12 protein-coding genes are annotated in these 17323 nt (G+C 45.5%); 8 read left to right on the top strand and 4 right to left on the bottom strand.

The annotated features are described in order from the left end of the window. Positions 1-66 precede the first annotated feature (66 nt). On the bottom strand, positions 67-624 hold the full coding sequence (locus DIU38_RS29165; RefSeq protein ID WP_112658812.1) for a DUF922 domain-containing protein: 558 nt from the start codon (positions 622-624) through the stop codon (positions 67-69). A 25-nt stretch (positions 625-649) separates the two neighbouring features. Further along, positions 650-1597 (bottom strand): SPFH domain-containing protein, encoded by a 948-nt coding sequence (locus DIU38_RS29170; protein WP_090534803.1) that lies wholly within the window; start codon positions 1595-1597, stop codon positions 650-652. A gap of 94 nt (positions 1598-1691) precedes the next feature. Between DIU38_RS29170 and DIU38_RS29175 the strand changes: the two genes are divergently transcribed. Further along, complete coding sequence (locus DIU38_RS29175; RefSeq protein ID WP_090534854.1) at positions 1692-1880, top strand: hypothetical protein; 189 nt, start codon at positions 1692-1694, stop codon at positions 1878-1880. A gap of 194 nt (positions 1881-2074) precedes the next feature. On the opposite strand, the gene DIU38_RS29180 is transcribed toward DIU38_RS29175, so the two are convergent. Together DIU38_RS29180 and DIU38_RS29185 are read right to left on the bottom strand one after the other, a co-directional pair. After that, positions 2075-3217, bottom strand: a complete 1143-nt coding sequence (locus DIU38_RS29180) for a CapA family protein (RefSeq protein ID WP_112658810.1) — start codon at positions 3215-3217, stop codon at positions 2075-2077. A 62-nt stretch (positions 3218-3279) separates the two neighbouring features. Next, a complete protein-coding gene (locus DIU38_RS29185) occupies positions 3280-3885 on the bottom strand; it encodes a C40 family peptidase (protein ID WP_112658808.1) in 606 nt (201 codons plus the stop codon). 467 nt (positions 3886-4352) lie between these two features. On the opposite strand from DIU38_RS29185, the gene pdhA reads away from it, so the two are divergent. The 7 genes from pdhA to DIU38_RS29220 all read left to right on the top strand — a co-directional run bounded on the left by pdhA (position 4353) and on the right by DIU38_RS29220 (position 17291). Then, complete coding sequence (pdhA, locus tag DIU38_RS29190) at positions 4353-5348, top strand: pyruvate dehydrogenase (acetyl-transferring) E1 component subunit alpha (protein ID WP_090534807.1); 996 nt, start codon at positions 4353-4355, stop codon at positions 5346-5348. Between the two features lie 139 nt (positions 5349-5487). Continuing rightward, positions 5488-7149, top strand: a complete 1662-nt coding sequence (locus DIU38_RS29195; protein WP_112658806.1) for a dihydrolipoamide acetyltransferase family protein — start codon at positions 5488-5490, stop codon at positions 7147-7149. Positions 7150-7452: 303 nt separating this feature from the next. Then, the gene (locus DIU38_RS29200) at positions 7453-7878 is read left to right on the top strand and encodes a cytochrome B (RefSeq protein ID WP_112652629.1); all 426 of its coding nucleotides are present in this window, start codon (positions 7453-7455) and stop codon (positions 7876-7878) included. A gap of 248 nt (positions 7879-8126) precedes the next feature. Then, entirely contained in the window at positions 8127-9536 is a 1410-nt protein-coding gene (locus tag DIU38_RS29205; protein WP_112652630.1) for an anthranilate synthase component I family protein, read from the top strand. A gap of 80 nt (positions 9537-9616) precedes the next feature. After that, positions 9617-10243, top strand: coding sequence for an anthranilate synthase component II (locus DIU38_RS29210; protein ID WP_112652631.1), 627 nt, complete (start codon positions 9617-9619; stop codon positions 10241-10243). Between the two features lie 540 nt (positions 10244-10783). Continuing rightward, positions 10784-11566: an indole-3-glycerol phosphate synthase TrpC gene (gene trpC / locus DIU38_RS29215; protein WP_090534816.1), complete on the top strand. Its 783-nt coding sequence runs from the start codon at positions 10784-10786 to the stop codon at positions 11564-11566. Between the two features lie 349 nt (positions 11567-11915). Next, positions 11916-17291, top strand: coding sequence for an Ig-like domain-containing protein (locus tag DIU38_RS29220; protein WP_167516309.1), 5376 nt, complete (start codon positions 11916-11918; stop codon positions 17289-17291). Positions 17292-17323 lie beyond the last annotated feature (32 nt).

Genomic DNA, 17323 nt, shown 5'->3' on the forward strand with positions numbered 1-17323 from the left:
GCAGACTTAAACGCGGGCCACAAGCGAGAACGCTTGCGGCAGCGAAAGGAGCTTAAAAAACATTGTTCAACTCTCCGTATCCCCCGGCAAAAACTTAAGCTTCTGCTGAAAATACACGTCCCAGCTGTGCTGTTGCTTGCGGTCGGTCATGTGAGCCGTGTCCTCATCATAATCGGCATTGAGCTGTTTGTACTTGGCGTCGATACGGTTAAAGATGGCCATGGCTTCGTAGTTGTAATTATTGCTGAAACGGGTATTGCTTACTATACGTAACAGCTCCTGCTGCTCTAAAAACGCAATGGTGTAATGGCCCTGCTCATGTTTCAGTATTTCGCTGAGTTGCTGCGGCGTATTAACCCGGCTTTTATCAAGCCATGATTTATTGTTGTTAAGGATGAGCCTGATGTTAAAATTAAGCCGGTAACCCCTGCCTTCGCGTCGGGCCTGGTACCGGTAATCGATGGTGCAATTGGTATAAGCTACAACGCCGCCGGCATTAGCCCGCGGCGTTCCCCAAAAATCATTGGCAGTTAGCTGGTGAAATGACTGTGCCGAAGCAGGCGCGATCATCATTAAAACACACATGGCCGCAGGGCCTATCACTTTCACTATATTTCTTTTCATTTAAAAAACTGGCGGTTTCAAACTTTTACTTTTTGACGTTGTCGGTATGTAAAAGGTTTAAGGCCATCATTTCTTTTAACGTATGTTGCATCTGATCGGTTGAGCCATCCAGGAAAATAACATTCCCTTTTGAGTTTTCGGAAAAGTGTTTGATGGATTCTGTCCACATGGTGAACAAAATCACCGAGGTATCCATGTTGGCTTCGGCCATTTCTTTAGCGGCTACAGTCATACCGCGGGCAACTTCCTCGCGGAACAGCGCAATACCCTGGCCTCGTAATTGAGCTGCCTCACGCTCGGCCTGGGCCGAAATTTTGATGGCGTTACCCTCGGCCTCGGCGGCTTTGGTTTTAGTGATGAGCAGGGCCTGGCCTTCGTTTTCGGCAGCGGCCTTCAGGTTGTTGGATGCCACCACCTGGCTCATTGATTTCATGATCACATCGTCAAAAGTAATATCGTTTAACTGGAGGTCCTGCAGGTGGTAGCCCCAGCCTTCCAGTATCACATCCAGTTGCTCTTTTACGTGTTCCACAATATCGCGGCGTAATATCAGTACCTCGCTCTGGCGTTTGGTGGCTACAAAAGCACGGATGGAGCCTTCAACCGTACGGATAAGCGCCTGCATCAGGTTACGTTCGTCAACAAATTTAAAAGCTACGTTTTTGATGGTTTCTTCCTGCTGGTCCAATACCGAGTACAGCAGCATGGCCTTAAAATACACATTAGCCTGGTCGTAAGTTACCGCCTGGAACTCCAGCTCAACCGAGCGGTTTTGGATAGAGATTTTGGAGTAAATGTTTTCGATAAAAGGGATCTTGAAATTAAGCCCCGGGGTTAGGATGCGGCGGTATTTGCCAAATACGGTGATAACTACTATAGTGCCCTGTTTTACAGACACAAACGAGGTAAAAATAGTAATAAGGATAACAACAAAAATGATGATTGTTATCAATGATCCAAATGATTCGGGCATGGTTTGGTTTATTATGTTTAAAATAAAAGTAGCATTAATTATTGGTGTGTTATTTGTTTTTTAAAAAATGCTTATAAAAAACAACACACCTGTCATGAACTTAAAACGAACTTTTGGAGCTATATTGAGCGTGCTTGGTATAGTTGGCCTTATTTATACCGGTGTAGCTATCATAAACCATAGCGCGCAAATAACCACCATGGTGGTTATAGGTATTATCTCATTAATATTTTTTACAACGGGTATCAGCCTGGTGCGGAATACTAAGGATGAAGCGGCTTAAATGTGCACATTAGCTGCAAATTGCATAGTTTACTCACCCGGTCTACGCTTCGCTGGACCACCCCTCTCTCCGGCTGTGCCGCAAAGAGGGGTGGAAGAAATTAAAATCCCCTCTTTGCGCAGCAGAGAGGGGTGACGAGCGTAGTGAAGCCGGGGTGAGTAGATCCGGCGTTTAATTCCTGCCCTGGTATCTATTTATAAATTCTCGCTCTGAATAGCCGGATTGAGGCTGATCTCGCCGGTGTCGGATATAAGTAATCCCGCATTTGGGAAATCAGCTTCTGTAAGTTCCCTGATCCGGATGGCAGCATGGTTAAGAGAATCAAGCTCAAGCCCTTTATCATGCGCTTGCCTTAGGGATATGATGTGCCCATTTAAAAACTCCCCCTTTTTGTTCAGCTTTACTTTTAATAATGGCGCCAGACCACAAACCCCTGCCACGCTTACTGATTTATAAGTACAAAAGTTACCGAGACTGTAAGCGATCAGTCGGTTTTTATAAACCTCCATTGCGCGGCTCACGTGCGGGCCATTGCCCAATACAATATCCGCACCGGCATCAATAGCATTATGGGCAAAGGCATTTACATCGCCACGCTTTTCGCTGATGAATGATTCCATTGCAAAAGGAATATGTTCATAAGCTACACCCTCGCCGCCACCATGAAATGATACAATGAGAATATCACATTGCTGTTTCAGTTGGCTTATGATGCGGGTTGCGTTCTTTAGGTCGAGAATAGGCAGGGTATTGGCATTGGGGGCAAAAGCGCAAAAGCCATATTTAACACCGTTACGTTCGAACACTGTGGAGGGGTGGCTAAGCAATCCGCCATAATTAATCCCTATGCTATCAAGCACGTGAGTGGTACTCATCCGGCCTGTATCGCCAAAATCGCCTATATGGTTATTGGCCAGGCTTAGCAAGTTAAAACCGGCGTCTTTAAAAACGCCTGCATAGGCTGTAGGCATCCTGAAAAGGTAAGCCTTACTTCGTTGATGCAGTTTATAATGGGCGGGGTTCCCTCCGTCAAGCAAACTGCCTTCAAGATTGCCAAAGGTTACGTCGGCGTTTCTTAGTTCGTTGGCTATTACATTAAAACTGTTTTTCGCACTGTCGGGTGGGAGGGTGTAATTATTAGGGTACGATGTTCCGAGCATCATATCGCCAACAGCGGCAATGGATATAGATGAATCAGGCTGAACAACGGCTGCGGTTGTTGTAGCGGTAGTATCGGGTTTAGGTGCAGGGGCCAGGATTTGTTTTTTATTTGGCGGATGGTTACACGCCTGTAAAAACAGCGCCAGGCAGGCTGCCGTAAGCAATAAAAATTTCATTATAAAAAAAATCCCCTCATCAGGATGAAGGGACCAAATTAGTTTATTTATTTCAAAATCGTTTAGTTCTTGCTTTCGTCTACGTCGTCGCCCATATCGTTGCTACCCGTCGATGCCGAGCCTTTAAACTCATCCTTAAATGAAGCTAACAACCTGCCGCCTTTATAAAAGAAACGGCTGTAGTAAGCATCGTCAAGGCTACTGATGGCTACACCCCTTGACGAGGCATGAGCAAATTTATTATTACCTAAATAAATACCTACATGTGAAATGCTGCGGCTGTGGATCTTAAAGAAAACCAAATCGCCTTCTTTTAACTCATCCTTACCAACAGGGTTAACCATGCTGAAAATATCGCGTGAGTTACGTTTTATATCGAGGTTAAAAACTTCGCTGTACAATTCTTTGGTGAAGGCTGAGCAGTCAATGCCTCTTCTTGAGCTTCCGCCAAAATGGTAAGGGGTACCAATCCAATCGTAAACAAAGTGAAAGAGTTTCATGTTTGAGGTAGCAGATAAAGCAACTCCCATAATTTGGGAAAAGTATGCTTTACCTAAACTTTCTTGGTCGTCTTTGTTATCATCACTGGTGCTTTGGGCACTTTTGGTTTGAGCTTGTGAAGCTACGACGCTGAAAAGTAAGGCAATAGCCAGGGCAAATTTCTTCATTTAATCAGTTTGTTTGTTGAGTTAGGACAACAAATTGTTTATTAAATCAGACACTATGTCTATCGTGCTCTACAAAACTATTTATATTTTTTAAAATTGCAAATAAATGCAGCTTATTTTTCAAAAAATATAAAAAAGTGCTTTTTATTACACATCCTTTTAATAAACAGGCTTTTGTACGTGTATTAATGTAATTTGGTTGTAATTATTTAAAGGCTTTTTTTAGTCTTTTGCGAAAAACAACCCTTCTAAAACTTCGCAAAACGATAATTTATTGCCTCCTGGTGTGTTTTTTTAAGTTCTATTTTAACCCAATGGGGCATGCCAAACTTATAAACAGCCGGTTTGTTGTGTTTAAACACACTTTAAGGCCACCAAATAAAATTTTGCAACAATTTGCTTGAGGTTTCGATATTTTGCAGGATATAATTAGATTTGCGCTTTACTCCAAAAAGGTTGTTTAATACATGAGTTCAATCGAAATAAACAAGGACACCTACCTGATGTGGTACGAACAGATGCTATTGATGCGCAGGTTCGAAGAAAAAACAGGACAGTTATACGGACAACAAAAGATCAGGGGCTTTTGCCACTTATATATTGGGCAGGAGGCTGTTTTGGCCGGAGCCATGTCTGTAATTAAACCTGAAGACAGTATGATCACCGCATATCGTGATCATGCTCATGCACTTGCTAAAGGTGTAACTCCAAACGCCATTATGGCCGAAATGTATGGTAAAGCTACCGGATGCTCAAAAGGTAAAGGTGGTTCTATGCACATGTTTGATAAAGAAAAACATTTTTATGGTGGTCACGGCATTGTGGGCGGCCAGGTACCGCTGGGTGCCGGGATTGCTTTTGCCGAAAAATATAAAGGTACCGAGTTTGTGAACATTGCCTATATGGGTGATGGTGCCGTACGCCAGGGCGCGCTTACCGAAACCTTTAATATGGCTGCGCTTTGGAAACTGCCTGTAATTTTTGTTTGCGAAAACAATGGTTATGCCATGGGTACTTCTGTTGAGCGTACAACCGCGCAGACTGATATTTATAAATTAGGCCTGCCTTATGGTATCCCTTCATCGCCGGTTGATGGTATGGACCCTGCTGCGGTACACGTAGCAATGGACGAAGCTGTTCAGCGCGCGCGTGCAGGCGAAGGCCCAACCTTCCTTGAAATGCGTACTTACCGCTATAAAGGTCACTCCATGTCCGATCCGCAAAAGTATCGTACTAAAGAGGAGTTGGAAAGCTATAAAGCGAAAGACCCTCTTGAGGCTACCAAACAAACTATCCTTGCCGAAAAATATGCTGATGAAGCATGGTTTGACGAAATGGACGCTAAGATCAAAGCTATTGTTGACGAAGCTGTGAAGTTTGCTGAAGAATCACCATGGCCGGATGCATCTGAATTATATACAGATGTTTACGTTCAAGAAGATTACCCTTATATAAGGGACTAAGTTTTAAGTCGAAAGTACTAAGTCGAAAGCCTATAGTCTTTGCGGTCAAAAAAAAAGACTTCAGGCTAAAAACTTCAGACTTTAAACTTCACGATAAGAACTAACTATATTTATACTGAATTTATAATACTATTAATATATGGCCGAAGTAGTAAAAATGCCTAAAATGAGCGATACCATGACCGAAGGGGTATTGGCGAAATGGCATAAAAAAGTTGGCGACAAGGTTAAATCGGGCGATGTACTGGCCGAGATTGAAACTGATAAAGCTACCATGGATTTTGAATCGTACCAGGATGGTACATTGCTGTATATAGGTATACAGGAAGGTGCTGCCGCCCCGGTTGATTCTGTAATTGCCATTTTAGGTAAAGAAGGTGAAGATTATAAGTCTTTACTTGACCAGGCTGGCAGTGGCGCTGCCGCAGAGCCTGTTAAGGAAGCGGCACCCGCTGCCGACAAAGCACCTGCCGCTACTCCGGCACCAGCCGCACCTAAGGTTGATTTATCAAGCATTCCGGCTACGGTTATCCGCATGCCATTATTGAGCGACACCATGACCGAAGGTACCATTGAAAAATGGAACTTTAAAGTTGGCGATAAAGTAAAAGCAGATGATTCACTGGCTGATGTGGCAACCGATAAGGCTACCATGGAAGTTGTGGGTTACGAAGCCGGTACCTTGTTATATATAGGTGTTAAAGAAGGTGAAGCTGCTAAAGTAAATGATATCATTGCCATAGTAGGTAAAGAAGGTACCGACATCACCCCGTTATTGCAGGATGGTGGTTCGGCCCCCGCCGCTGCTGAAGCTGCACCTGGCGCCGAAGCGAAAACTGAAGCTACTGCTTCTGCAACTGCTGCCACAACTGAAAGCTCATCTGATGATGATAGCCGCGTAAAAGCATCTCCGCTGGCACGTAAAATAGCTAAAGATAAAGGTATCAACCTTAATGATGTAAAAGGCAGCGCTGAAGGCGGCCGCATCATCAAAAAGGATGTGGAAGAATATACACCGTCGGCCAAACCGGCTGCGGCTCCTGTTACTGAAGCTGCACCTGCTGCCGCTCCGGCTGCTGCTGCAAAAGCACCTATCGTATTGCCAACCTTTACGGGCGAAGAGAAATTCAGCGAAAGGCCGGTTACTCAAATGCGTAAAGCTATCAGCCGCCGCTTAAGCGAAAGCTTGTTTACTGCTCCGCATTTCTATGTGACCATGAGCATTGATATGGATCAGGCTATTGTGGCCCGTACCCGTATGAACGAGATCGCTCCGGTTAAAATTTCATTTAATGATTTTGTTGTTAAAGCCTGCGCTGTTGCCTTAAGGCAGCATCCTGCTATCAACTCATCATTCCTGGGTGATAAGATCCGCACTAACGAGCACGTTCACGTTGGCGTTGCCGTTGCTGTTGACGAAGGTTTATTGGTACCGGTTATCAAATTTGCCGATGGTAAATCATTAAGTCACATATCGGTTGAAGTGAAAGAGTTTGCAGGCAAAGCAAAATCTAAAAAACTACAGCCAAACGAAATGGAGGGTTCAACCTTCACCATTTCAAACCTTGGTATGTTTGGCGTTGACGAGTTTACGGCCATCATTAACACACCAAACGCATGTATCCTTGCTGTAAGCGGTATTCAGGCTGTTCCGGTTGTTAAAAATGGTGCGGTAGTCCCTGGCAACATCATGAAGGTTACCCTGAGCGCCGACCACCGCGTGGTTGATGGTGCTACAGCTGCCGCCTTCCTGCAAACATTAAAACAATTATTAGAAGAGCCGGTAAGGCTGTTGATATAATTTCGGATATTGGATTTTCGATTTCGGATTTTGAAAAGCGATGGGTTTAGGCTCATCGCTTTTTTTGTTTATGGGATAAATTATAAAAAATGTCATTGCGAGCGTAGCGTGGCAATCTCGTAGCCAATGCCAGTTCGATATGTATGGCTACGAGATTGCCACGTCGCCCCGGATGCTCTTTACCCATGCCGCTCCTCGCAATGACATTTTTTTATTAACGGCAGTTATGTCTGCAAAAAAATGACACAATGACCTAATGACTTCAATGACCTATATGTGTATATTCACGGCAAATTTTGATGTATGACACTTTATAGCTTTTTTAAGGAATTTCATTCCGGTTTCAGGTACATTGTTATTGTACTGGTATTGCTGGCCCTTGTACGTGCCCTTATGGGCTGGTTGGGTAAAAGACCATATGGCGAGGGCAACCGTAAGCTTAACCTGTTTGCCATGATCTCGGTACATACACAATTTTTGCTGGGCATCATCCTGTTTTTTATCAGTCCGATGGTGCAGTTTAGCAAAGAGACCATGAAAAACCCTGTTACCCGCTATTTCACGGTTGAGCATTGGGTAATTATGCTTATTGCCATTGTTTTGATTACTATCGGGCACAGCAAATCAAAGAAAGCAGCACTGCCCGAAGGTAAGCATAAAGCCATCGCTATCTTCTATTTAATAGGGATTGTACTTATTTCGGTAGGTATTATGCTTATTCCACAGTAATTCTACGTAGCTAATAGGATTTAGCAAATAAATAATTTCACAAAAAATTTGACAATTCAAATTTCTTTATAAATTTGTGACCGCGATGATTAAAAACACACATAAAAACAGCTGGTGGCACCAATTAAATTGGCAGCCGGCTTGCGCTTTTTGATCAGAGACAACCTAATCAATTGTGAACCTAAATAGGAAACCCGGCGACCCCAATTCGCCGGGTTTTTTTGTTTTAAGATATTTGAAAAATAAACATGAGCACATTTAAAATTACTACAACTTATAAAAAGCTGCTGGCCGACACCACTACACCAGTGAGCATTTACCTTCGCCTGCGCGATGTATTCCCTAACTCACTGCTGCTGGAAAGCTCCGATTATCACAGCCGAGAAAACAGCACCAGCTACATTTGCTGCGAACCGCTCAGCGGTATTGTGCTCAATAACGGTACCCTCAAAAAACAATATCCCGATGGCAGCCAGGAAGTACATGAGGCTGGTACGTTTGATTTGATTGAACAGCTTAACAATTTTACCGGTAGCTTTGAAACCGACTCGCTGCCGCTAAAAATGATCACCAATGGCTTGTTTGGTTACTTTACCCACGAGGCCGTTGAACATTATGAAACCATTAAACTAAAGCAAAGCGATGATGCTACACGCCAGATCCCGGTGATGCAGTACCATATTTACAGGTACATCATCGCTATCGACCACTTTAAAAATGAACTTTACATATTTCATAATCAGCCCGAAGGTGCACCAACCAATGGCGGTATCGAAAAACTGGAATACCTCATCAAAAACAAAAACTTCCCCGAGTATAGCTTTAAAAGCAATGGTGATGAAAAATCGAACCTTACCGGCGATGAGTTCATTGCCATAGTGGAGAAAATGAAGCAGCACATTTACCGGGGCGATGTTTTCCAGATAGTGCCTTCAAGGGCTTTCTCCCGTACTTTCCTGGGCGATGAGTTTAACGTTTATCGTGCCCTGCGTTCTATCAACCCGTCACCATACCTCTTCTATTTTGATTTTGGCGATTTCAGGATCTTTGGCTCATCGCCCGAGGCGCAGATCACCATAAAAAATAATGTGGCTAACATATTCCCGATAGCCGGAACATTTAAACGCAGCGGTGATGATGAGCGCGATGCCGAGCTGGCCCGCAACCTCGAGAACGACCCAAAAGAATCGGCAGAACACGTAATGCTGGTTGACCTGGCCCGTAACGACCTGAGCCGTCATTGTGAAAATGTAACCGTGAAGGCATTTAAAGAGGTTCAGTATTACTCGCACCTGATCCATTTGGTATCACACGTAAGCGGAAAACTGAAGCCCGGTGTATCGGCCTTTAAAGTTGTAGCTGATACTTACCCGGCGGGCACGCTGAGCGGCGCTCCAAAATACCGTGCCATGGAGATCATCGATGAAAACGAAAATATAAAACGCAGCTTTTATAGCGGTGCTATAGGTTTCCTGGGTTTTAACGGAGATTTTAACCATGCCATCATGATCCGCTCGTTTTTGAGCAAGAACAATACGTTGCATTACCAGGCAGGCGCGGGCATAGTCGCCGGGTCGATCCCCGAAAGTGAGCTAAGGGAGGTTGATACCAAGATCTCGGCTTTGAGAAGGGCTTTTGAACTGGCGGAGGAGCTGTAGGCAACGCCCCCTAACCCCCTAAAGGGGGAATTATAGCGGATAAATTAGATTTTGATAGATTTTTTAAGATAGATATAACAATGAACGAAAATATAAATACACCCTCTTCAAGCACCCCCTTTAGGGGGCGGGGGGGGCGAAGCATTCTGATCATAGATAATTACGATTCCTTTACCTATAACCTGGTGCATTTGGTTAACGAGCTCGGCCTGGAATGTGAGGTTTGGAGAAATGATCAGTTTGCTATTGAGGATGTAGATGCTTTTGATAAGATCATCCTATCGCCAGGGCCGGGCATCCCTTCGGAGGCTGGTTTGCTGCTGGATGTTATAGCAAAGTATGCACCCACCAAAAGCATATTTGGGGTATGCCTTGGTCAGCAGGCGATTGCCGAAGTATTTGGCGGAAGCCTGTACAATCTTAACCAGCCTATGCACGGTATCGCGACGCCGATAAAAGTGACCAATGGCGATGAAGAACTATTTGCCGGTTTGCCCGATAGCTTTAAAGTAGGGCGTTACCACTCATGGGTAGTAAGCGGGAATGACCTGCCCGATTCATTGCAGGTTACCGCTATTGATGAAGCCGATAATTCTATCATGGCGCTTAAGCATAAACAATACGATGTAAGGGGCGTACAATTTCACCCCGAATCAATCCTGACCGATTATGGTAAGGAAATGATGCAAAACTGGCTTAAGGCTTAGTTTTATGAAATAATGATAACTTTGAAAAATTGATATAACGTCCCCGCAGGGTCTCTCGCAGAGGACCCTGCGAGGACAGAAAATCATATGTACAAAGCGTCATTGCGAGGCACGAAGCAATCCCAAGCTATACAGGACGGCTCTGCCAACAGGGGATTGCTTCGTGCCTCGCAATGACGCTTTAAATAACATTCCCTAACGAGGGAACACAGAAGCCCCGAATAGTGCGCGGTGGCCGCGTTAGGGATTGCAGTGAAAAGCCCACAGCGCGGGTTGGGATTGGGGGGCAGGAAAAGCGAGGACTTGCAACGAAAAGCCCGGGCCGCAGGCAACGCACATGTTATAAAGATTAATTAAAAAATACACTTAATAACCAAAAACTCACAATCATGTCATTATAAGTAACGAAGCAATTAACCCCTCTGATTCTTCCCTGGCAGTGGAGACTTTAAAAGCATTAAAGTCCTTTCCTTCAGAGGATTTGGGTAAGGCCAATTGCTTCGCGCCTCACAATGACATAAATATTAGTGCTTCGATCCTATGACGATACTTGATAAAATAGTTGCCAACAAAAAAAGAGAAGTTGCTTCGGCAAAAAAACGTACATCATATACCGTACTTGAAGAATCGGATCATTTTCACCGTGAAACCTATTCATTCAAAGAATTTCTGCTCGATCCCTCACGTACCGGTATCATAGCCGAGTTTAAGCGTAAATCGCCTTCAAAAGGTATTATTAACGATAAAGTGCGGGTTAGCGCCGTTACAACAGATTATGCCGCTGCCGGCGCTTCGGCACTTTCGGTTTTAACCGACCGTAATTTCTTCATGGGCCGCAAAGCCGATCTGGTGAAAGCGCGTTCGGTAAACAGCATCCCTGTATTGCGCAAGGATTTTATGATAGATGAGTACCAGGTGATAGAGGCCAAGTCATTAGGCGCCGATATTATCCTGCTCATAGCCGCTATACTTACACCTGCCGAAATTGATACCCTGGCCAAACTTGCCAAAAGTATAGGCCTTAACGTATTGCTTGAGGTACATAACCTCGAAGAACTGGAACGCAGCATTAACCCTAACCTGGATGCCATTGGCGTAAATAACCGCAACCTGGCCGATTTTACCGTGTCGGTTGAAACCTCTTACAAATTGGCTAAACATATCCCCGCCGAGTTTATGAAGATTTCGGAAAGCGCCATCAGCGATCCCGAAACTATCAGGCACCTTAAACTGGAAGGTTTCAATGGTTTTCTTATTGGCGAAACTTTCATGAAACAGCAGGATCCGGGACAGGCTATGCGTGATTTTGTGGCTTTGTTATAAGCCAATCCGGATCTTTAAAGTATTATTACATCGCTGCCCGGGGGTGAAACGCTTACCGGCAGATCCCGTAATTGTATGAGGTACACTATCGTGCCTCTTTTATACCTGGTTATTTTCCTAACCGGGTATTTTTTTAACCTATAAAATAAATAATTTCACCTGGGTATCATTGTTCATTTTGTTGACGTTTTATCAAACCTATTTTTAGTATTTTACGTAAAAAGGCGCACATCATTGCCGGATTGGTATAACATAACAGTATTGTTTGCCAATCTTAAAACTGTGCTCAATAAGGGGAGTTGTTAAAATGAGCCGCTTGCAGCCACATTTATTGAGTATAAAGAGACTTATGAAGAACATTAATAAGCCGTTGCTTGTACTATTCCTGTTGGTTATTTGTTCATTAGCAGGGTATAGTCAAGTTTGTACATTGAATGTAACCATATCCTCAACAGCTAATACAATATGTTCGGGAAAGAATGTAACGTTAACTGCTAACCTATCGGGTGGTACAGGCCCATTTACCTATATCTGGAACACCGGTGAAAATACGCCATCTATTGATGTAAACAAAGCCGGAACGTATACTGTAACGGTTAGTGATAAAACCCCGGGCTGCCAGCCAAAAGTTGCCAGTATTCCGATTACCGCTGTAGCTTCTCCAAATCCGCCTACGGTAGCCAATCAGGTTGTTTGCCCCAATACTTCGGCAACATTAACAGCAACGGCTCCCGGAGGAACTTACCAGTGGTATGATGCCGGTGGCAATTTCCTGTTTACAGGTAACCCATATGTAACAGGCCCAATTACCCAGGGCACCATTTTTTATGTGGAAACCACTATAGGAAGTTGTACCAGTACACGAAGTTCGGTTGTTGTTAATGTAACAGGTCGACCAGGCATTCAGGCAGATCCGGTGTGTTATGGTAGCCCCGCAACGTTAATAGCGTCCGGTGCCGACAGTTATGCCTGGTATTCAAATTCCGCGGGAACAGGAACTCCATTGAGCAACGATGCAACCTATATAACGCCCCCATTATTTGCAAATACCACTTATTATCTTTTTACAGTAATTAAAGGTTGTACCAGCTCCGGTATACCTGTAGTTGCCCGGATCAATGCGCCACCTGCAGTTCCCGTACTTCCCGCCGGTGGCTACAGCACTTGTTCCGGATCGGCTATTACGCTGCATGCTGATGCCTCGGGGGTAGCTGAGTGGTTTGATGTGCCTTCAGGAGGCACGCCGTTAATTTCAAGTCCGGATTATACAACGCCGGTGCTTACCTCTGCGGTAACTTATTATGTGCAAACACGGGTAGGCGATTGCACAAGCGACCGTATTGCGGTGCCCGTATCTGTAACGCAAATACCGGCCGCGCCACCTTCGCAGTCACCGTCTGCCTGTTATGGCACCGGTATTACCTTAACTGCCGATCCATCGCCTACCGGCACATATAACTGGTATACAGCAGCCACAGGTGGCAGTTCGGTTGGTACCGGCAATACTTTTCAAACCCCGGCTTTAACAAGTAATAAAACTTATTATGTTGAGCATACCACCGGCGGTTGCACAAGCGAACGTACCCCGATAACAATTACTGTTACCCCTGCCCCGGATGCACCGGTGGTACCCGACGGGCCGGTAATTTGTAATGGGGCAACAGCCTCGTTAACGGCAACATCGGCACAAGGCGGAAGTTTTCAATGGTTTACCGCGGCCACCGGCGGTAACTCTATATTTTCGGGCGATACATTTACAACTCCCGCTTTAACGGCCACCACAACTTATTATGTTCAAACCACGGTAGGAACATGTATCAGCGAGAGGGCGGCAATTACTGTGACTGTTCTTGATCCGATCCCTGCGCCTGCCGTGCAACCGGTTCCGGCAATATGTGCCGGTACATCGGCCACACTTACAGCAACAGGCTCGCCCGATGACTATGAATGGTATGACCAGGCCACCGGCGGTAACCTGTTAGTAACCGGCAACACCTATGTTACGCCCGAGCTAACTGCAAATACCACTTATTATGTACAAAGTATAGCTAATGGCTGCAGCAGCCAGCGTACCCCGGTAACCGTACAGGTTACCCCACTGCCTGCCGCCCCAACGGTTAACGGTACTGCAACGGTATGCCCGGGCGACCCTGCCAGCTTAAGCGTTCCGGCTTCGGGCGCAACCATTCAATGGTATACTGGTGCTACAGGCGGTACACCGGTGCATACCGGCAACACTTATACTACCGATCCTTTGTTTGCACAAACAACTTTTTATGCCGAGGCCGTTAATGGCACATGTGTTAGTCCGCGTACCGCTTTCACCGTATCAATAACACCTGTTATTGACCCCCAGTTCCGGTATCCTTCGGGCACGATATGTACATCGGGAAGTAATGTAAAGCCTGCTATTCTTAATCCGGCCGGAGGTACTTTTTCGTCAACACCCGGGCTGGTTTTTTTGAGTAACACCACAGGCGAGATCAATGTGGCGGCAAGTATTCCCGGAAAATATACCATTACTTTTACCTATGGGGGCTCATGCCCGGGAACGGCCAGCCAAAGTATCTCCATAGTAACAACACCGGATGCTACTTTTACATATAATACCCCTATCTGTAACGATGTAAAAAACCCGCTGCCGGTTTTCCAGCCGGGGGCAAGTGCCGGCGTTTTCAGCGAACCAACCGGTAATATCGTATTTAAGAATCCCGGCACCGGCGAGATTGACCTGGTGAGAAGCCACGCCGGGGGGCCGTACACCATAACCAATACCATAGCGGCAAGCAGCGGCTGTCCGCAAAGTATTGCTACCAACACTATAACCATTTATAATAGGGTTATCGTTGATGCAGGCCCGGATCAAACCGTGAAGCAGGGCGATCCTGTACAATTGGCCGGAAGTTTTGGAGGGGGGGCTACATCAGTAAAATGGACAGGCGGCGCGGGTACATTCTCCGACGATACAAAGAAGGACGCTGTTTACACCCCTGCCGCAGGAGAAAAAGTTGCAACACTAACTTTAACATCTAATGATCCTGCGGGACCTTGCGGTTCAAAGTCAAGTAGTGTTACCATAACTATAAATCCGGTGCCTGCCGCGCCAACGGCCCCTGGTAAATCTGTTTGTACAGGCAGTACAACTAACCTTGTAGCTACAGCGCCGGGCGGAACATACCGCTGGTATAGCGATGCTACCGGTGGAACGCCTCTTAAAGTTGGCCCGATATTTACTACCCCGCCAATACTAAACGATATTACTTATTATGTTGCGACAACAGTGGGCGGTATTACCAGTGCGCGTACCGCTGTTTTGGTTAAGGCTATAGCCCCTCCGGCAGCACCTACGGTTGGCACCAATAACACAGCGACGGTTTGTGAAGGGCAATCTGCTATACTCACCGCAAGCGGCTCAACGGGTACTTATACCTGGTACAATGTCCCCGTCGGAGGAACCCCTGTACACCAGGGAAACCCTTTTCCTACAGCTCCGTTAACCATCAACAGAACTTATTATGTGGAGACTAAGGTTAATGACTGTATTAGTGAACGTACTAAAGTTGAGGTAACGGTTACACCTGCCCCACAGGTAATAAGCAGCGCCACAGGCGATCCCATATGCAGCGGTACCGCGCTAAATTACGCGATCACCGCAGATCAGCCAGGAACGACTTTTTCATGGGACCGCCCCGCGGTTGCCGGCATCAGTAACCCCCCGGTAACGGGTCAAACGTCAAGCACAATTACCGAAACACTGTTAAATAACGATGCAAACGGCGCGGCTGTTGACGTGGCATATAAAATAACACCTTATTTAAATGGTTGCCCGGGCGATGTATTCAATTATACGGTGAAGGTAAATGCTACGCCTTTTGTAACAAGTGGACCCGTTGATCCGGTTTGCAATGGTACAAGCACCAATTATGAAGTTAAATTTAACACCCAGGTAACAAGCTTTACATGGGGGAGGGAGGCTGTTGCAGGCATCAGTAATGCCGCTGTAACAGGGCAGGCCGCGCGTACCATAAAAGAGGTGCTTTACAATACCACCAATGCGCCTGTTGAAGTTACCTATATGTTTAATTTTAAAACGAGCGACTGTGCGGGAGTTCCGTATCCGCTTAAGGTGACGGTTAACCCGGGAGCGGTAATTACCAATCCGCCGCCGCTGTCGTCTGTTATGTGTAACAACACCCCGCTGGGGCTTACTTTAACATCCAATATATCTACGGCCACATTTTTATGGAGCAGGCCTGCTGTCACCGGCATCAGTAATGCCCCGGTTACCGATCAAACCGCTAACCCTATTAATGAAGCCCTGGTTAATACCACAACAAACCCTATCCAGGTTTCTTATACCATAACGCCTGTAGCATTTGGCTGCCCAGGCACTCCGGTTAAATATACGGTAACTGTAAGGCCCCAGACATTACAGCCCGAAGGGCGCAGCAACAGCCCTGTTTGCGAGGGCAATGATATTTTACTATTAACTCGAACCATTGCAGGCGCAAAATATTTATGGACAGGTCCTAATAATTACAGGTCGGAAGAACAAAACCCTACCATTCCGAAAGCTACTGCGGCCAATGCAGGCACGTATAATTTATTTTTGATCATAAACGAATGTCCGGGCGAACCAAGCCCTGTACAAGTTGAAGTAAATCCGATTCCGATCGTTGATGCCGGACCTTCGCATAACGTATGTATCAATGATCCATTCATTCAACTTGCCGGTGAGGTACATAGCACAACCAATACCGGGATCTGGGGCTTAGGGCCCGGTGCCAGTGGCAGTTTCTCTAAGCAGGATGAGCTCAGGGGACAATATTTCCCATCGAAGGAGGATAGAGCTGCAGGATCAGTTACTTTAATCCTAACGTCAACCGGGAAAGATTTTTGCCCTGTATCAAAGGAAGTCACATTTAAGTTTGCGCCAGATCCTGGTGCCGATGCCGGACCGCCAAGCATCGATAATGTTTGTATCCAGAGCCCAATGGTGCCGCTGAGCGGACAGGTATTTTCCGGAACTACAGTAAAATGGACATCGGCATCGGGATTGGGGCGATTTATCCCTTCGGATAACGTACTAAATCCAAGCTTTCAGCCCGACCCAATAGATATTGCAAAAGGCTCGGTTAAATTGATACTTACCGCAACCCAGGCTGATAATTGTCATACGCCTACTGATGATATCACCATCAATTTTGTTCCGCCGCCAACAGTGCAGGCAGATGCAGCCGGCGATACAAGATATGTTTTAAAAGGGCATACCATTACTTTAAACCCGGTAGTAGGCAGCGAAAACGTAACCTATGAATGGACACCGGCTACAGGTCTGGACAACGCTACAGCTAAAAACCCGGTAGTAACAGGTGATCAGGATATCATTTATCAACTGAAAATCACCGATAAGTCAAACGGCTGCGTTAACAAAAGCACTGTTGCAGTTAAGGTTTCGCCGGTAATAAACGTTAGTAACACCTTTACACCAAATGGTGATGGGGTAAATGACTTTTGGGAAATTAAAGGTCTTGTAGCATATGAAAATTCTACCGTTGATGTTTACAACCGCTATGGGCAACTTTTATTTCATTCTGTAGGTTATCCTAAACCCTGGGATGGCACTTACCAGGGCAAACCGCTGCCATCCGGTACTTACTACTATATAGTAAATACAAAGATGAATAACATTGTTATTTCGGGCTATGTAGTGATTTTGAGGTGATGGAATGAACTTAACAAACAATTTAATGAGTT

The organism is Mucilaginibacter metallidurans (genome assembly GCF_003286435.2).
Lineage (GTDB): Bacteria > Bacteroidota > Bacteroidia > Sphingobacteriales > Sphingobacteriaceae > Mucilaginibacter > Mucilaginibacter gossypii.